Source organism: Pannonibacter phragmitetus (assembly GCF_050510895.1).
GTDB classification, from domain to species: domain Bacteria; phylum Pseudomonadota; class Alphaproteobacteria; order Rhizobiales; family Stappiaceae; genus Pannonibacter; species Pannonibacter phragmitetus_B.
On record NZ_JBNINT010000001.1, the window covers coordinates 2,954,273 to 2,969,234 of the forward strand.

14 protein-coding genes and 3 pseudogenes are annotated in these 14,962 nt (G+C 62.2%); 14 read left to right on the plus strand and 3 right to left on the minus strand.

All coding sequences use genetic code 11. The annotated features are described in order from the left end of the window. The first annotated feature begins 69 nt into the window (after positions 1-69). The 13 genes and pseudogenes from ACQB61_RS14015 (at position 70) to yghX (ending at position 11,358) form a co-directional block, all read left to right on the plus strand. Positions 70-997, plus strand: a pseudogene (locus ACQB61_RS14015) (histone deacetylase family protein). A gap of 90 nt (positions 998-1,087) precedes the next feature. Beyond that, a pseudogene (locus tag ACQB61_RS14020) lies at positions 1,088-1,356 on the plus strand (exodeoxyribonuclease VII small subunit). A 29-nt stretch (positions 1,357-1,385) separates the two neighbouring features. Next, positions 1,386-2,573: a helix-turn-helix transcriptional regulator gene (locus tag ACQB61_RS14025; protein ID WP_430513115.1), complete on the plus strand. Its 1,188-nt coding sequence runs from the start codon at positions 1,386-1,388 to the stop codon at positions 2,571-2,573. A 413-nt stretch (positions 2,574-2,986) separates the two neighbouring features. Then, positions 2,987-4,861 (plus strand): 1-deoxy-D-xylulose-5-phosphate synthase, encoded by a 1,875-nt coding sequence (gene dxs, locus ACQB61_RS14030; RefSeq protein ID WP_430513116.1) that lies wholly within the window; start codon positions 2,987-2,989, stop codon positions 4,859-4,861. 77 nt (positions 4,862-4,938) lie between these two features. Continuing rightward, positions 4,939-6,300, plus strand: a complete 1,362-nt coding sequence (locus tag ACQB61_RS14035) for an MFS transporter (RefSeq protein ID WP_430513117.1) — start codon at positions 4,939-4,941, stop codon at positions 6,298-6,300. A 194-nt stretch (positions 6,301-6,494) separates the two neighbouring features. Beyond that, a complete protein-coding gene (locus ACQB61_RS14040) occupies positions 6,495-6,764 on the plus strand; it encodes a hypothetical protein (RefSeq protein ID WP_430513118.1) in 270 nt (89 codons plus the stop codon). A 72-nt stretch (positions 6,765-6,836) separates the two neighbouring features. Then, a complete protein-coding gene (locus tag ACQB61_RS14045; RefSeq protein WP_430513119.1) occupies positions 6,837-7,337 on the plus strand; it encodes a copper chaperone PCu(A)C in 501 nt (166 codons plus the stop codon). A gap of 8 nt (positions 7,338-7,345) precedes the next feature. Continuing rightward, complete coding sequence (locus ACQB61_RS14050) at positions 7,346-7,963, plus strand: SCO family protein (protein ID WP_430513120.1); 618 nt, start codon at positions 7,346-7,348, stop codon at positions 7,961-7,963. A 43-nt stretch (positions 7,964-8,006) separates the two neighbouring features. Beyond that, positions 8,007-8,144, plus strand: a complete 138-nt coding sequence (locus ACQB61_RS14055) for a hypothetical protein (protein WP_334250231.1) — start codon at positions 8,007-8,009, stop codon at positions 8,142-8,144. Between the two features lie 34 nt (positions 8,145-8,178). Then, a complete protein-coding gene (locus ACQB61_RS14060) occupies positions 8,179-8,922 on the plus strand; it encodes a TlyA family RNA methyltransferase (RefSeq protein WP_430513121.1) in 744 nt (247 codons plus the stop codon). 60 nt (positions 8,923-8,982) lie between these two features. Continuing rightward, positions 8,983-9,165 (plus strand): hypothetical protein, encoded by a 183-nt coding sequence (locus ACQB61_RS14065; RefSeq protein WP_430513122.1) that lies wholly within the window; start codon positions 8,983-8,985, stop codon positions 9,163-9,165. Between the two features lie 56 nt (positions 9,166-9,221). Continuing rightward, positions 9,222-10,280 (plus strand): class I SAM-dependent RNA methyltransferase, encoded by a 1,059-nt coding sequence (locus ACQB61_RS14070; protein WP_430513123.1) that lies wholly within the window; start codon positions 9,222-9,224, stop codon positions 10,278-10,280. A gap of 172 nt (positions 10,281-10,452) precedes the next feature. Beyond that, a complete protein-coding gene (yghX, locus tag ACQB61_RS14075) occupies positions 10,453-11,358 on the plus strand; it encodes a YghX family hydrolase (protein ID WP_430513124.1) in 906 nt (301 codons plus the stop codon). A 57-nt stretch (positions 11,359-11,415) separates the two neighbouring features. Here yghX and ACQB61_RS14080 read toward each other — a convergent pair. The 3 genes and pseudogenes from ACQB61_RS14080 to ACQB61_RS14090 all read right to left on the minus strand — a co-directional run bounded on the left by ACQB61_RS14080 (position 11,416) and on the right by ACQB61_RS14090 (position 14,338). Further along, positions 11,416-12,260, minus strand: a pseudogene (locus tag ACQB61_RS14080) (methyltransferase). 72 nt (positions 12,261-12,332) lie between these two features. Beyond that, positions 12,333-13,484 (minus strand): GNAT family N-acetyltransferase, encoded by a 1,152-nt coding sequence (locus ACQB61_RS14085; protein WP_430513125.1) that lies wholly within the window; start codon positions 13,482-13,484, stop codon positions 12,333-12,335. An 86-nt stretch (positions 13,485-13,570) separates the two neighbouring features. After that, a complete protein-coding gene (locus ACQB61_RS14090) occupies positions 13,571-14,338 on the minus strand; it encodes an SOS response-associated peptidase (protein WP_430513126.1) in 768 nt (255 codons plus the stop codon). Between the two features lie 85 nt (positions 14,339-14,423). Here ACQB61_RS14090 and ACQB61_RS14095 point away from each other — a divergent pair, with 85 nt between their 5' ends. Beyond that, a complete protein-coding gene (locus tag ACQB61_RS14095) occupies positions 14,424-14,939 on the plus strand; it encodes a hypothetical protein (protein ID WP_430513127.1) in 516 nt (171 codons plus the stop codon). Positions 14,940-14,962: the final 23 nt, after the last annotated feature.

The window sequence follows — 14,962 nt, forward strand, 5'->3', positions numbered from 1 at the left end:
CACGGATTGACAGGCCGGGTTGAAATGCCGCTCACTGGCACCCCTGTTCTTGCGGAGGAGCGCAGATCTTTGTCCACCCTGCTGATTTCCCATCCTTGTTTCCTCGACCACCTGACACCCATAGGCCATCCGGAGCGGCCCGACCGGCTGCGGGCCATAGACAGGGTACTGGAGCACGAGCGGTTTCAGGCGCTGGAGCGGGAAACGGCTGCAATGGGCACGGTGGAAGCCATCGCCCGGGCACATCCCATGGCGCATGTGGACAGGCTCTACAAGGCTGCGCCGGAAGAAGGTCTGGTGCGCCTTGATGCCGACACGACGCTTTCCCCGGGAAGCTGGGAAGCGGCCCTGCGTGGCGCAGGCGCTGCCTGTCAGGCCGTCGATGAAGTGGTGACCCGCAAGGTCAGCAATGCCTTCGTGGCATCGCGCCCCCGGCCACCACGCGGAACATGAGCGGGCGATGGGATTCTGTCTGTTCAACAACGCCGCGATCGCCGCCCGCCATGCGCAGGCAGTGCATGGCATTGGCCGCGTTGCCATCGTCGACTTCGACGTGCATCACGGCAATGGCACTCAGGACATCTTCTGGGCGGACCCCACGGTGATGTACTGCTCGACCCACCAGATGCCGCTTTACCCCGGCTCGGGTGCGGCCAGCGAGCGTGGAGAGGCAGACACGATCGTCAACGTGCCTTTGTCCGCAGGCGATGACGGCGCCATTTTCAGGGAAGCGGTGGAAACCGGCATTCTGCCCCGCCTTGAAGCCTTCAAGCCGGAACTGATCGTCATCTCCGCCGGCTTCGATGCGCATGTGCGTGATCCGCTCGGCGGCCTGAACCTGGTGGAGGCTGATTTCGGCTGGATCACCCGCGTGCTGATGGATGTGGCGGACCAGCATGCCGGTGGACGCGTAGTCTCGCTGCTCGAAGGCGGGTACGATCTTGAAGGCCTGGCCCGCTCCACGGCGGCCCATGTCATGACGCTGATGACGGGGTAGGAAACTTCGGCAAAACAGGTTTGTCAGACTTGACGCCCGGCAGCGTTCCGGCAAGGGTCGCCAACTTGACCAACCGGCGAGGATGACACCATGGCGAACGGAACGCTTTCACAAGACGAAGCTGCGGCTCTGGCTGCCCTGTCCTTCGAAGAGGCACTGAGCCAACTGGAAGCCATTGTCCGGGCTTTGGAACAGGGCAATGTGCCACTGGAAAAAGCATCGAAATGTACGAGCGTGGAGACAGGCTGCGGGCCCGGTGCGACCAGCTTCTGAAAGCAGCAGAAGAAAAGGTGGAGAAGATCCAGCTTGGAACTGACGGCCGCGCGGCCAAAACCGTACCGCTTGATCCTGAGGCCTGACTGGCCCGCGATGCGAGGTTCCAGTGATCATGGACGCAACCGGAGACAAGAAGTTTTTCGGCGGCTGCCGTGAGGAAGCCGATTCTGCCTTCGGCCATCTACTTGATGCCGTGTTTGATGCGGTGCTCGAGCCTGCTGGGTGGGGTGCTGTCTGCGCTGCTTTTGAGCAGCACCTTGAGGCGCAACTGCTGCTCATGACGTTCGGCCCCGACGGCCGCCACGATGCCCGCTTCTGTGACCGTTCTGTTGCAGAGCCGGTGCTCATTCATCTGGCCCGCAGTCAGGTGGAGAGCGGCAAGTCCGTCATAGCCTATATGCTGCATGATGCCGGTCTTCTGACCTACCATTGCAAGCGCAAGATCATCTGCCCGGCATTGCAGCATGAACTGGAGCCCTCGCCCGCCAGGGACGACCTGCGCTACACCAAGGCGCTGATGACCCGCGTCTACGAAAAGGACGGGTACAAGGCATTGCTTGTTGCCTGCCGTTCAGCCTCACAGCCCTCTTTTGAGGTTCAGGAATTCTATTACGTCGACCTTCTGTCGAAGCGGCTCAACATTGCTCTCGAATGCGCTTCGCGCGTCAGGGATGCGCGGCAGGAGGCTGAGCAGGCGGCGCTGATGGCAAGCTCGGGCTGCCATTTGGCCATGCTGATGGACCCGATGCGCCGCATTATCGCGACCCGGGGACCGGCTCTGGAAGAACTCGGCCTCAACCAGATTCTGGAGATCCGTAACGGACGGCTCAATATTCTGGCACGGGAACTGGAAGAGCTTTTCGAGCCAATGGCCGACAAGATGGCTCCCGGGCTTCTGCTTGGCCCGGCCCGGTCTGAAAAACGGCTATCAGAATGCGATGGCCCGCAGGAGCTTGTTCTCATCACCGAAAGCGGAACCCCTTGCCGCATCGTGCTGAAACTCTGTGGCCAGGACGGAAACGGCAAACCGCCGCAGATGGTGATACGCATACACCTGCCGCGCGGCATTCCTGCCGAGATCAGCGCAGCCCTGCAGACGGTTTACGGCCTTTCCCGGAGCGAAGCGCGGCTGGTACAATTTTTGGTCGCAAGCGGCTCCCTGACGGACACGCTGGATACGCTTTCGGTCACCCGCAATACGGCCAAGACGCATTTGCGCCGGATCTACGAAAAAACGGGGACCCGCTCACAGCTTGAGCTGGCACAGGCGGTCTTCCGGCTGGCGAGCCTGTACTGCTGATCCCTCGGTAAAACTGCCGAGGCACGGCCTCAGTTCAAACCGGCTTCACGCTCAAAAATTGACGTAAGGTCAACATTATCGGTAAAAAAGGACCGTGCCGAAACACGGTCCAAGTTATCACTGTGCACGTGGCCCCATCGACCACGCGTAACCCTTAGGACATTTCAAACCTTGCTGCATCACCCTTTCGGGTGACAACGGGTGGCTTCTGATATGTTTTCTTCCAGCGCCGGCCGCCGATTGCTTCACTATTACCGCTATCGGAAACGAGACACCTTGCCGAACGGTTTGCGCCTCCCAGATGGTTGGTGTAAGGCTCGAACCTTGTTTGCGACGCATCATTGCCGTGTCATGGAGTGACCCAAAGCGTGTCTTCTAAGCCGCATACCCCTTTGCTTGACGGGATCACCGGCATGGGCGCCCTGCGCGCCCTGCCCGAGAGCGACCTGCGCCAACTGGCCGAGGAACTGCGCCTGGAGACAATTGATGCAGTCTCACAGACTGGCGGCCATCTTGGCGCGGGCCTTGGCGTCGTCGAGCTGACAGTGGCATTGCACTATGTGTTCAACACACCGGATGACAGGCTGATCTGGGACGTGGGGCACCAGTGCTACCCGCACAAGATCCTGACGGGGCGTCGCGAGCGCATTCGCACCCTGCGGCAGCCGGGTGGGCTGTCGGGCTTCACCAAGCGCAGCGAAAGTGAATTTGACCCCTTCGGCGCTGCCCATTCCTCAACGTCGATCTCCGCAGGCCTTGGCATGTCCGTGGCCCGCGACCTTGACGGGCGCAATAACAATGTCATCGCAGTCATCGGCGATGGTTCGATTTCAGCCGGTATGGCCTATGAGGCGATGAACAACGCCGGGGCGCTCAACTCCCGGCTTATCGTCATCCTCAACGACAACGACATGTCCATCGCCCCGCCCGTGGGCGCGATGTCGGCTTACCTTGCTCGGCTCGTGTCGGGCCCGGCCTACAAGTCGCTGCGTGATGCCGCCAAGAAGATTGCCCACACCCTCCCGCGCCCGCTTCAGGAGAAGGCGGCACGGGCGGAGGAGTATGCCCGTGGTTTCTGGACCGGCGGCACCCTTTTCGAGGAACTCGGCTTCTATTACGTCGGCCCTGTAGATGGCCACAACATGGACCATCTGCTCCCCGTCCTGAAGAATGTGCGCGACACCCATCAGGGCCCGGTGCTCATTCACGTGGTCACACAGAAGGGCAAGGGCTATGGACCGGCGGAAGGGGCCAAGGACAAGTATCACGGCGTCGCCCGCTTTGACGTGATCACCGGCAAGCAGGACAAGCCCAAGGCCAACGCGCCGAGCTACACCAGCGTCTTCGCCCGCTCGCTGGTGGAAGAGGCCGAGCGCGACGAAAAGATCGTTGGCGTCACCGCCGCCATGCCCGATGGCACAGGCCTTGACCTGATGCAGCAGGTGTTCCCGGCCCGCGTCTTTGACGTTGGCATTGCCGAACAACATGCGGTGACATTTGGTGCCGGTCTTGCCAGCGAAGGCTACAAGCCTTTCGTTGCCATCTACTCCACCTTCCTTCAGCGTGGCTACGATCAGGTCGTCCATGATGTGGCCATTCAAGGCCTGCCAGTACGCTTCCCGATCGACCGCGCCGGTCTGGTGGGCGCCGATGGCCCCACCCATGCAGGCGCTTTCGACACGGCTTTCCTTGCCTGCCTGCCCGGCTTCGTGGTGATGGCGGCCGCCGATGAGGCTGAACTGAAGCATATGGTGGCAACAGCCGCAGCCTATGACGAAGGCCCCATCTCCTTCCGCTATCCGCGCGGTGAAGGCATTGGCATCGAACTGCCGGAACGCGGACAGGTGCTGCCGATCGGCAAGGGCGTCATCCGCAAGGAAGGCACCAAGGTGGCGCTGCTTTCCTTCGGCACTCGTCTGGCGGAATGCATGACAGCCGCGTATGAGCTGGATGCGGCCGGGCTTTCGACGACAGTGGCCGATGCCCGTTTCGCAAAGCCGCTGGACCTGGACCTGCTGACGCGGCTGGCCCGCGAGCACGAAGTGCTGATAACGGTCGAGGAAGGCTCCGTTGGCGGCTTCGGCAGTCATGTCCTGAGTGCACTCGCAGAGCTTGGCGCGCTGGACAAGGGCCTCAAGGTGCGCACCATGACCCTGCCCGACCGCTATCAGGACCATGACAAGCCGGACGTAATGTACCGGGATGCAGGCCTCAACGCCGAAGGCATCATGCGCAAGGTCTTCGAGGTGCTGGGCAAGGACGCTGCAGGTCTCGCCCTGCGCGCCTGACTGCTGCCGCACTACCGCACGAAAATTTTCACAACCACCGGGTAGACTTCTGCCTCGGGTGCGTTGAGGATGACATCATGATCAAGGCTCTGGCCTCCATCTCCGCCCTGCTTGCCTCGGTGGCGCTGCTGCTCGTCGGCCACGGCCTGCAGGGCACGCTTCTACCTCTTGCCGCGCAGCAGGCATCGTTTTCCGATCTCGAAATCGGCTTCATGTCATCGTTCTATTTCGTCGGCATGGTGCTGGGCTGTCTCGGCTCGCCTTACGTGATCATGCGCGCAGGCCATATTCGCGCCTTCGCTGCGCTGGTTTCGCTGATGTCCGCAGCAGTGATCCTGCATCCCGTGTTGATGGACCCCGTGTCCTGGAGCCTCATCCGGGCCATTTCCGGTTTCTGCCTCGCAGGCTTCTACATGGTGGTGGAAAGCTGGCTGAACGAGGCTGCCGACAACCGCAACCGCGGCACAATCATGTCGGTCTATATCGTTGTCCTTTACGCTTCGATGATGGTCGGTCAGGTGTCCGTCTCAGCCACCGGCATCACAAGCTTCCTGCCCTTTGCCGTGGCTTCTGTCATGGTCAGCCTTGCGGTCATTCCGGTATCTCTGACCAACGCCAACCAGCCGGCCCCCATTACGCTGGTCCGGTTCAGGCCCGTGAGACTGTACATCACGTCTCCCGCAGCACTTGTCGGCTGCTTCCTCGTCGGTGTCGCCGGCAGCGCGATGTGGACGCTGACGCCGCTGTATGGCTCCCAGATCGGCCTCAGCAACGATCAGGCCGCTTTCTATGCCGCGGCATACATCGGCGGCGGTGTGCTTGCGCAGTGGCCCTTTGGCCGCCTGTCGGACAGAATGGACCGCCGTATCGTACTGGTCGGGCTTGCCATGGCGACCCTGTTGATGGCCTGCATCATCGTTCTCTTCAAGCCATCCAACCCGCTCATTGCCACCTTGATGACCATGAGCGTCGGCGCCTTTCTGCAGCCCGCCTATTCCGTCGCCGTTGCCCATGCCTATGACCATGCAGACCCGGCGGAATATGTGGAGACGTCCTCCGGCCTTTTGCTTGCCTATGGCATCGGCTCGATCCTCGGTCCCATGTCGGCATCGCTGCTGATGTATGCCATGGGCTCGGAAGGGCTCTATGCGCAGGTTGCCTTGGTGCAGGTGGTGACGATCCTGTTCGTCTCCGGCCGTTTGCTGGCACGCAAGACCCCCGCGCAGGAAGACAAGACAGACTTCGAATATGCCGCGACCGCACAGGTCGGCTCGGTCATCGCCCCCGACCCGCTGGACACCGCCGATCCGCTCATCATTCCGCCGGAAGAATTCCCGGCCTATGACACGCAGGCCTTCGACCCGGCAGAGCCCGGCGTCACGGAGGAAAATGTCCCCGGCGCCGGACAAGACCAGGACGGCCCGGATACCCATCGCTGACTTGCAAGGTGCGGCAAATTTGCGCTCGCACGGTGCACAGGAAATAGTCATAGTGCGCCCATGAAGATGCCCTCGAGCCTGTTTGCAATCCTGCGCACAGAACGCACGCCATTCGTGCTGATGGCGGTGATTGCGCTCGTTTTCAGGCTCTTCCTGCTTGCTTCCCCGCCCAGGCAGCGGTGCTGGCCGGGGACGTGGATTTTGGCAGCATCTGTCTGGGCGCAAGTCAGGGTGTTGAGGCCTCTCAGCCCGGAGAAGCCCCCAAGACGCCGCATGATCCAGCAGCCTGCGTCTGCGCCACAGGCTGCCACAGCGCCATTACAGGCCCGCTGTTTGCGGAGCCCCTGAGCACACCAAACCTGCGCATTCCTGAAGTGGCCGTGCTGCCGCTGCAGGAGCAATCTCTTCCTGTCATAGAAGCCTTGCTGACGGGCAAGGCCATCAGGGCGCCGCCTGCGATCTGATTCCCCGCACGCATTTACCCCTGATGATCTGCGGCATGCCTGATGCTGCCGCCCCACATGACTGGAAGACACATGACCATTCTGAAGACCCTTGCCGGCGCAGCCGCCGCACTCGCCCTGCTTGCTTCCACCGCCATGGCGCATGAGTTCAAGCTCGGCGACCTCGTCATCAATCATCCGTGGACCCGCGCCACCCCGCCGAATGCGCCGGCAGCTGGCGGCTTCCTGAAGGTACACAATGGCGGCGCTGCTGATGACAAGCTGATTTCGGCAAGCTCGCCGGCAGCAGGCCGCGTCGAACTGCATGAAATGGCCGTTGTCGACAGCATCATGAAGATGCGGGAAGTCGAAGGCGGCGTCGCGCTGCCGGCCGGTCAGGACACCGAGCTGAAGCCGGGTGGCCTGCACATCATGATGATGGAACTGAAGCAGCCTTTCACCGAAGGCGAAAGCATCCCCATGACCCTGACCTTCGAGAAAGCAGGCAAGGTGGATGTGACGCTCAAGGTCGAGAAGATGGGCGCAAAAGGTAACGACAACGGCGGCCCGAACGGGGCAGCCCACAGCCACTGAGAGGGAACATGTCTTCTCTGAAATTCATCCGCTACGGCGCATGGGCGGCAGTTGCCGCCCTCGCCATCGGCGCAGGATATGTCACCGTCGCGCAAATGCAGAACGGCGGCGGGACGGCCCAGACCGCTTCCGTTGCCAGCATCGGCGGCCCCTTCACGCTCGTGCGCGGCGACGGCACGACCGTGACCGACAAGGACTTTGCGGGCAAGCCGCTGGCGATCTTCTTCGGTTTCACCTTCTGCCCGGATGTCTGCCCCACCACCTTGTCCGATCTGCAGGGCTGGATCGAGCAGCTTGGACCGGACGCGGACAAGATGAGCTATGCCTTCGTGTCGGTTGACCCGGAGCGTGACACCCCGCAGGTCATCGGCGACTATGTTGCGGCCTTCGACCCGCGCATCACGCCGCTGACCGGCTCACGCGAGCAGATCGACGAAATGATCAAGGCCTACCGCGTCTATGCCAAGAAAGTTCCGCTGGACGGCGGCGGCTATACGATGGATCATTCGGCCATGATCTACCTTATGGATGGCAGCAACCGCTTCGTCGGCACCATCGCTTATGAGGAAGATCCGGCAACTGCCTTGCAGAAGCTGAAGAACCTGATCGCGCGCAACGGGGCCTGACAGCGGGTCCCTGCGGCGGCAAGGGAAACAGGAGCCATTGGACGTGGTACCGGTGCGTTGGATAGCGGCAGGCGGGCTGACGGGCGGGGCGCTGATTGCGCTGGCCGCTTTCGGCTGGCTGCGCTATGGCGAGCAGCTCTATTTCGATGTTCTGGTAGCTGGCCTCGCCGGCTGCCTCTGAACCATCGGCCCTCAACGCTCCGGAACCGTTTCTCATGTCCACCCGCCAGCGCCTTGACCAGTGCCTTGCAGACCTCGGCCTTGCGCCCAGCCGTGCCCGTGCCCGGGATGCCATTCTGCGCGGCACCGTCAGCGTGGACGGTGTGGTCATCACCAAGCCGGGGCAGCTTGTCGCTTCCACCCAGAAGATCACCCTGGCCGACCCGGCACAAAACTACGTTTCCCGTGCCGCGCTGAAACTTCTCGCGGCGCTGGAGGCTTTCCCCGTTGATCCGGCGGGCAAGACCTGCCTCGACGTCGGCGCCTCGACCGGCGGCTTCACGCAGGTGCTGCTGGAGCGCGGCGCGGCACGTGTCCACGCCATTGATGTGGGCCACGGCCAACTGCATGAGCGCATTGCTTCCAATCCGAAGGTCAACCGCCGCGACGGGCTCAATGCCCGCGACCTGACGCTTGCGGACCTTGAGGGCGGCGCACCGCATCTGATCGTCTCGGACGTCAGCTTCATTTCCCTGAAACTCGCCCTGCCCCCGGCGCTGGAACTTGCAGCGCCCGGCGCTGAAGCCATTCTTCTGGTCAAGCCACAGTTCGAGGTGGGCCGCCAGGGCATAGGCAAGGGTGGTCTGGTGCAGCCGGATCTGGTGGAGCCTTGCGCCGAAGAGCTGCGTCTCTGGCTGGATGCCCAGCCCGGCTGGACAGCCTGCGGCCTCATCCCCTCCCCAGTCACAGGTGGCGACGGCAACCGCGAATTCCTGCTCTACGGCCGCAAGGACGGCTAAGCAAATTCAAGGCGTGATGCGTCAGCATCTGAAAGCCTTGGCATAGGGAAGGCGAGTGTCTTGCATAAACCCCGCAATTCCGCGCTTGCGGTTGGCGGCGGGGCGGGGTATCGCACGGCGATGACGGACGCGACAATCGACATCACCATCACCGCCCTCGGCCACCTGGGCGACGGGCTGGCTTCTGGCCCGAAAGGCCCCTCTTCATTCCCGGCGGACTGCCGGGCGATATCCTGCGTGTAAAGGCGCAAGGAGACCGGGCCACCCTCCTCGAAATTCTCACCCCGAGCCCTGCCCGCGTGGAGCCTTCCTGCCGCCATTTCGAGGCCTGTGGCGGCTGCTCGCTGCAGCATATGGCCGAGCCTGACTATCTCGCATTCAAGCGGGATCAGGTGGTCCGCGCGCTGGAGGACAGGGGCATCGAAGTGCCGGTGGATGAGGTCTTCCCCAGCACCCCCGGCTCCCGCCGCCGCGCCGTGCTGACGGCTGTTCGCGCCGGTCACAAGCTGCTGCTCGGCTATCACGAGCGCGCCAGCAACCGGATGGTGGACATTACCGAATGCCCGGTGCTGGACGCGAAGATCGTGGCCGCCGTGCCGGGCCTAAAGCGCCTTGCCGAAGTGCTGATGCCGCGCAAGGGCGAACTGCGGCTCACGGTTCTGGCAACATCGGCCGGCCTTGATGTGGCGCTGGCCAATGCGGCGCCCGGCATTGAGAAGAAACTGGTGCAGCTTTCCGGCCTGACGGCGGATCTCGGTCTTGCGCGCCTTTCCGTCGATGGCGAGATCATTCTGGAAGCGCGCGCGCCGGCCCTACTTATGGGCAAGGTGGCCGCCGTGCCACCACCGGGAGGCTTCACGCAGGCAACGGCAGATGCCGAAGCGCATCTGGCAGATCTGGTTCTGGCCGCCCTTGGCAAGTCGAAGAAGGCGGCTGACCTGTTTGCCGGCATTGGCACCTTCACCTTCCGTATGGCCGAAACCATGTCCGTGCATGCGGTGGAAGGCGAGGCCGCTGCCGTTGCAGCACTGGACCGCGCATCGCGCCAGCCTGCCGGCCTCAGGCAGATCACCTTTGAGCGGCGCGACCTGTTCCGCCGCCCGCTGATGGCAGCTGAGCTTTCAGGTTTTGATGCCGTCACCTTTGACCCGCCGCGTACGGGCGCACAGGCGCAGGCCGAACAGCTTGCCCTTTCCAAGGTGAAGCGCATTGCGGCTGTCTCCTGCAATCCGGCGACGCTCGCCCGCGATCTGCGCATCCTGATCGACGGCGGTTTCAAGGTCACTCGCGTCACGCCGGTGGACCAGTTCCTCTACTCTCCGCATGTGGAAGTAGTGGCGGCGCTGGAACGGGCGTAACGGAAAGACAGCGCCGCAGCGGCTTGCACCCGGCTGCGGCGTCTGATCACGGGCGTTCACGTTTCCGTGCGGACGAGCAACAATCCTCGAACTTGCATCGGCGCGCATTAGTGTACCAGCTGGTGAATGACACTGCCCGGGGGCGGGCGCATCATCCGGCGAGGAGCACACGATGAACGACACGACGCCCGTACAGCGCAAGACCGCGCGGGATTTTCCGCAGGAACTGCTCGACCTTTACGACTTCTATGCCCACGGCAAGATCACCAAGCGTGACTTTCTCGACAAGGCCGCCAAGTTTACGGTCGCCGGCATCACTGCAGCCATGCTGCTGGATCAGCTGGCTCCCAACTATGCCTTCGCCCAGCAGGTGGCGCCTGATGATGCAGGGATCGAGGCAGAACGGATCACCTACGATTCACCCAATGGCAATGGCAAGGTAAACGGCTATCTGGTGAAGCCAGCCGGAGCGCCGGCGAAGCTGCCGGCCGTTCTCGTCATTCACGAGAACCGCGGCCTCAACCCCTATATCGAGGATGTGGCACGGCGCATGGCAAAGGCCGGATTCATGGCGCTGGCGCCGGACGGGCTCACCTCGGTCGGCGGCTATCCGGGCAATGACGACAAGGGCCGGGAGCTGCAGCAGACGGTAGACCCGGCGAAGCTGATGAATGACTTCTTCGCCGGTTTCGAGCATCTGCTGGCCCGCGAAGACAGCACTGGCAGGGTGGGCGCGGTCGGCTTCTGCTACGGCGGCGGGGTGGTCAATGCGATCGCCGTTGCCTATCCGGAGCTTTCGGCAGGTGTCCCGTTCTATGGCCGTCAGGCGCCGCTGGACGGCGTTCCGGCCATCAAGGCACCACTGCTGCTGCAATATGCGGAGCTGGATGAGCGCATCAATGCGGGCTGGCCAGCTTACGAGGAAGCGTTGAAGGCCAATGACAAGACCTATACGGCCTATATCTATCCCGGCGTGAACCACGGCTTCCACAACGACACCACGCCCCGCTACGACGAGGCTGCGGCAAAGCTTGCGGAAGAGCGGACCATCGCCTTCTTCAAGCAGCATCTAGGCTGACCAGCACAGGTCTTCAGAGAAGGGCGCCAGTCTTTCAACGCTAGCGCCCATATCGCATCACGCCCGGCGGGCAAGCACCAGATGGCCGGGGACCGGCTCACCTTCCTCAAGGCGCACGGTGATCGGGTCCATCGCCAGAATGGCAAAACCGTGCGCTTCAAGCACGCGGGTGAGATAGCCCTGCGAATGGGCATAGCGGCGCTTCGGGCCGACGAGATAGTCCCTGCCCCCCAGCGCTTCATCCGGCAGCGTCTCAGTGGAGAAGCCGAAAACACCGCCCGGATTCAGCCGGTCTGCGGCAGCAGCCACGATCCGCTCAATCTTGCCAAGATAAGGCAGGACATCCGTCGCCGCGATCAGGTCATAGACCGGACGCTGGCCATCGTCGTCCTCGAACTCTTCCAGAAAGGCGACCGCCTCGCCGACGTAAAGGTCTGTGTAAACCTCACGGTCAAAGGCGATCTCGACGATCTTTTCGGACAGATCGACGCCGGTCATCGCCTCGCAGACATCGCCAAGTGCCTCACCGGTCAGGCCAGTGCCGCAGCCAAGATCCAGCGCCGTCTGGAAAGGCCCGGGCGCATGGATACGCAGCTGCTCGCGCAGCAAAGCGGTACGCAATAACCCAGTTGATCGACGAGAATGGCCTCGAACACATCTGCGTGCTGGTCAAAAAGCGTCGCCACATAGGCTTCCGGCATGGCATCGGGTGCTGCATCGCGGCCCATGGCGGCAAGGCGAACGCTGGCGCCGCAATGGTCCGCCGGATCGATGGTCAGAGCTTCCCGGTAGGCCGCTTCCGCGCCATCCAGATCTCCGGCCTTTTCCAGATCAAGGCCCCTGTTATAGACCTCGGCCAGCGCTTCCTCGTCAAAGGACGCGGTCTCTTCTTCTTCGGCCATGGTCAGCCCTTTCCTGCATGCGGTATTCCTGTTCGCCTCTTACCGCTCTCCGCCAGAAAAGGACAGGCGCAATCACGGCGTGCGGGACCGGATCAGAGATCCGTCAACAGGCGGCTCCAGCTTTCCGAGGCAAAGCCGCCCGCATAAAGATCCCCCGGCGTGCAGCGTCATTGACAGTCGAAAAGCGGCTGCCAATGCAAAAGAAGCCGCGTGGAAAAAGGTGATCCAGCGCTGTGATAGAAGCGCCCGCATCAGAAACGGCTGGGCCATGCCTTCGGCCATAACAAGGCCTTCAGCATCGAACGCGGCCAGCATGGACGTGACTGCGTCAAGCTCCCGTCCCTCGTCTGTCAGCAGATGTAAGACCGTTGCCTTGCGCCCGTCAGAGTACCAGGCCATTGCAGCGAATACGCCATCCGGATCGCGCATGCGGCCAAAGTGCAAGGTTCCAAGTGCGTGGTTCCGTGCGGCTAGATCTGTCAGCCAGGAGAACTCCTCTTCCGGCCACAAGGGATGAACGGGAAAGCGGGCGAGCAAGGGCCTTGCGGAGTTGAGGAACTCCGCTGCACTCGTCTTTTCGACAGTACATTCACTCTGCAGTTCCGGGACAAGAGCGGGCTTCAGCCGGCGGGCAAGAGCATCAATCGCCCCACAAGGCAGCAACGCCAGCAGGAGGCGCAGCCGCGGCAGCCTCTGCCCCCAGATCTCCCGGGTCGCTGAAGCGGGACGCAAGACACGCCGCCAGTCAAGGCTCTGGGTTGTCAGGACCTGGCCGCCGACAGCGGTCCAATGCTTGGCACTCAAGGAAGAGGCACTGTCTGACAGAAGAAAGTCCTGCCTCTTGGCCCTCAAGGCGCCTGAAATCCGGGCAGCACCGGACAACCCTCCCCGCCCTTCAGACATAAAGGAACAAAGCAGCCGAGCCGTCACACGCTCGCCCTCGACATTGAAAGTCATGGGAACGCTCAAGACAGCGGCCGTGATGCCCGTAGAGGGATCGTCATGAACGAGACTGCCGTATGCTTCGCTGTAGGCAGGGCTGCCAAAGAGCAACTCGGCAAGATAGGCTTCCAGCGCGGCCGCATCCTTGACCCCGGAGGGCCGGAACACGCGGCCGAAGAGCCCTGCGACCACCGGAAGATCATCCTGGCGCATCGGGCGGACCATGCGTGCAGTCTTCGGTTCCGGCACGTCAGCCGAATGATCATCCAACGCGGCCCGCATGCTGCCCCTTCCGTCCTTGGTGCCCAAGGACTAACGCGAAGGCATTTACATTTTCGTTTAGCAATCCGAAGAAAGCGGCAGTTTTCCTAGAAAAGATCAAGCTGACCGGAGCTGCCACCGTCTTCCTGCGCCTTTCTGCGGGCGGGCCGGGTTTTCGGAGCCTTTTCAGATCCAGCTTCAGGGGCAGTCTCTGGCGCAAGCTCGGTCAATCCCGGATCATCCTGCGCGGCACTGTTGACACGGGACGAGACCGGGATGAACTCCAGATAGTCATCCGCCACCGGGCGCAACAGGCGGCGGGCTTCCTCTGCCCTCACGCGCCCCGTATCCAGCCAAGTCTCGAAATCCTGTTCGAAAAGAATAGCCGGCATACGGTCATGTACGGCTTGCATCGCCCGGTTGGCGGGCACGGTCAGCAAGGCACCCGTATCAATTTCTCCGCCCGATGGATCGGACCACGTATCCCAAAGCCCGGCCACCGCCATCAGTCCGCCACCTCTCGGGCGGATGAAAAAGGGCTGTTTCTGCCCGCCTGTCCGCCGCCATTCGTAAAAGCCATCCATTGGCACAAGGCAGCGGTGGTGGCGCATGGCCGCCCGGAAAGAAGGCTTCTCCGCCGCGGTCTCTGCCCTTGCGTTGACCAGGAGGGTGAAGCTGGCCGGGTCTTTTACCCAACCGGGAATCAGCCCCCATCGCACTAGCGAAAAGCGCCGCTGCCCATGCTCATACCGGACGGTAGCCACGGGTTGGGTGGGCGAAATGTTGTAGCGCGGCGGAAACTCCGGCCTGTCCCGGTAACCGAAGAGTTGCGCGACCGCATCCGGGGGTGACGTCAACGTGAAGCGTCCGCACATGAAAATCCTTACATTGATCTGATTAGTTCTTTGGCAACAAAGGCAGGTTAGGTTCGGGAGAAGTAGAGTTCAACCGGGGGATGGCATGACGCAGGAGGATCCAGTGCTGGGCACCGGCGATCTGTCTGCCGAGCGGCTTGCCAAAGCCAATATCAACCCGGCAACCGGCCTTGCAACGGACTATCTGAACCACTTCAACGAAGTGGTTATGCTGCTCGAAATGCTCCCGGCCATGCCTGAATGCGCCGAGGACGTACTTGCCTGGAGTCCGGCAGACTACGAGACTCACTTCGAGAACTCCACCTTCTCCGAGCGTCAGCTGGCCATCGTTGCGTATCATGCTGCTCCATTGCGTCTGCGCGCGCATCTGGAAACGCTCGTATCCGGAATCAATTCGGCTGTGCTGAATGCGCAGGACATGATTCGCAATGCCGCCTCTCCTTCGGAAGTGGCTTTCGAGCTGGCAGAAAAGGCCACCAACGAGATAAAGCCGCTCATCGCCATGGCGAGCGGCGTGATCCATGGCCACATCAGCACGCAGGATGTGCCTGCCCACGAGGGCTCCGAAACGCAGGCGGAAATCGACGCCCTGTTCGCCTGAAGCAGGTTTACCCGAGACATGTG

Bases quoted from the DNA above. Each gene is read 5' to 3' on its own strand.
- ACQB61_RS14025 (WP_430513115.1), top strand. From the start codon at position 1,386: ATGGACGCAACCGGAGACAAGAAGTTTTTCGGCGGCTGCCGTGAGGAA.
- dxs (WP_430513116.1), top strand. From the start codon at position 2,987: ATGGGCGCCCTGCGCGCCCTGCCCGAGAGCGACCTGCGCCAACTGGCC.
- ACQB61_RS14035 (WP_430513117.1), top strand. From the start codon at position 4,939: ATGATCAAGGCTCTGGCCTCCATCTCCGCCCTGCTTGCCTCGGTGGCG.
- ACQB61_RS14045 (WP_430513119.1), top strand. From the start codon at position 6,837: ATGACCATTCTGAAGACCCTTGCCGGCGCAGCCGCCGCACTCGCCCTG.
- ACQB61_RS14050 (WP_430513120.1), top strand. From the start codon at position 7,346: ATGTCTTCTCTGAAATTCATCCGCTACGGCGCATGGGCGGCAGTTGCC.
- ACQB61_RS14060 (WP_430513121.1), top strand. From the start codon at position 8,179: ATGTCCACCCGCCAGCGCCTTGACCAGTGCCTTGCAGACCTCGGCCTT.
- yghX (WP_430513124.1), top strand. From the start codon at position 10,453: ATGAACGACACGACGCCCGTACAGCGCAAGACCGCGCGGGATTTTCCG.
- ACQB61_RS14085 (WP_430513125.1), bottom strand. From the start codon at position 13,484: ATGCGGGCCGCGTTGGATGATCATTCGGCTGACGTGCCGGAACCGAAG.
- ACQB61_RS14090 (WP_430513126.1), bottom strand. From the start codon at position 14,338: ATGTGCGGACGCTTCACGTTGACGTCACCCCCGGATGCGGTCGCGCAA.
- ACQB61_RS14095 (WP_430513127.1), top strand. From the start codon at position 14,424: ATGACGCAGGAGGATCCAGTGCTGGGCACCGGCGATCTGTCTGCCGAG.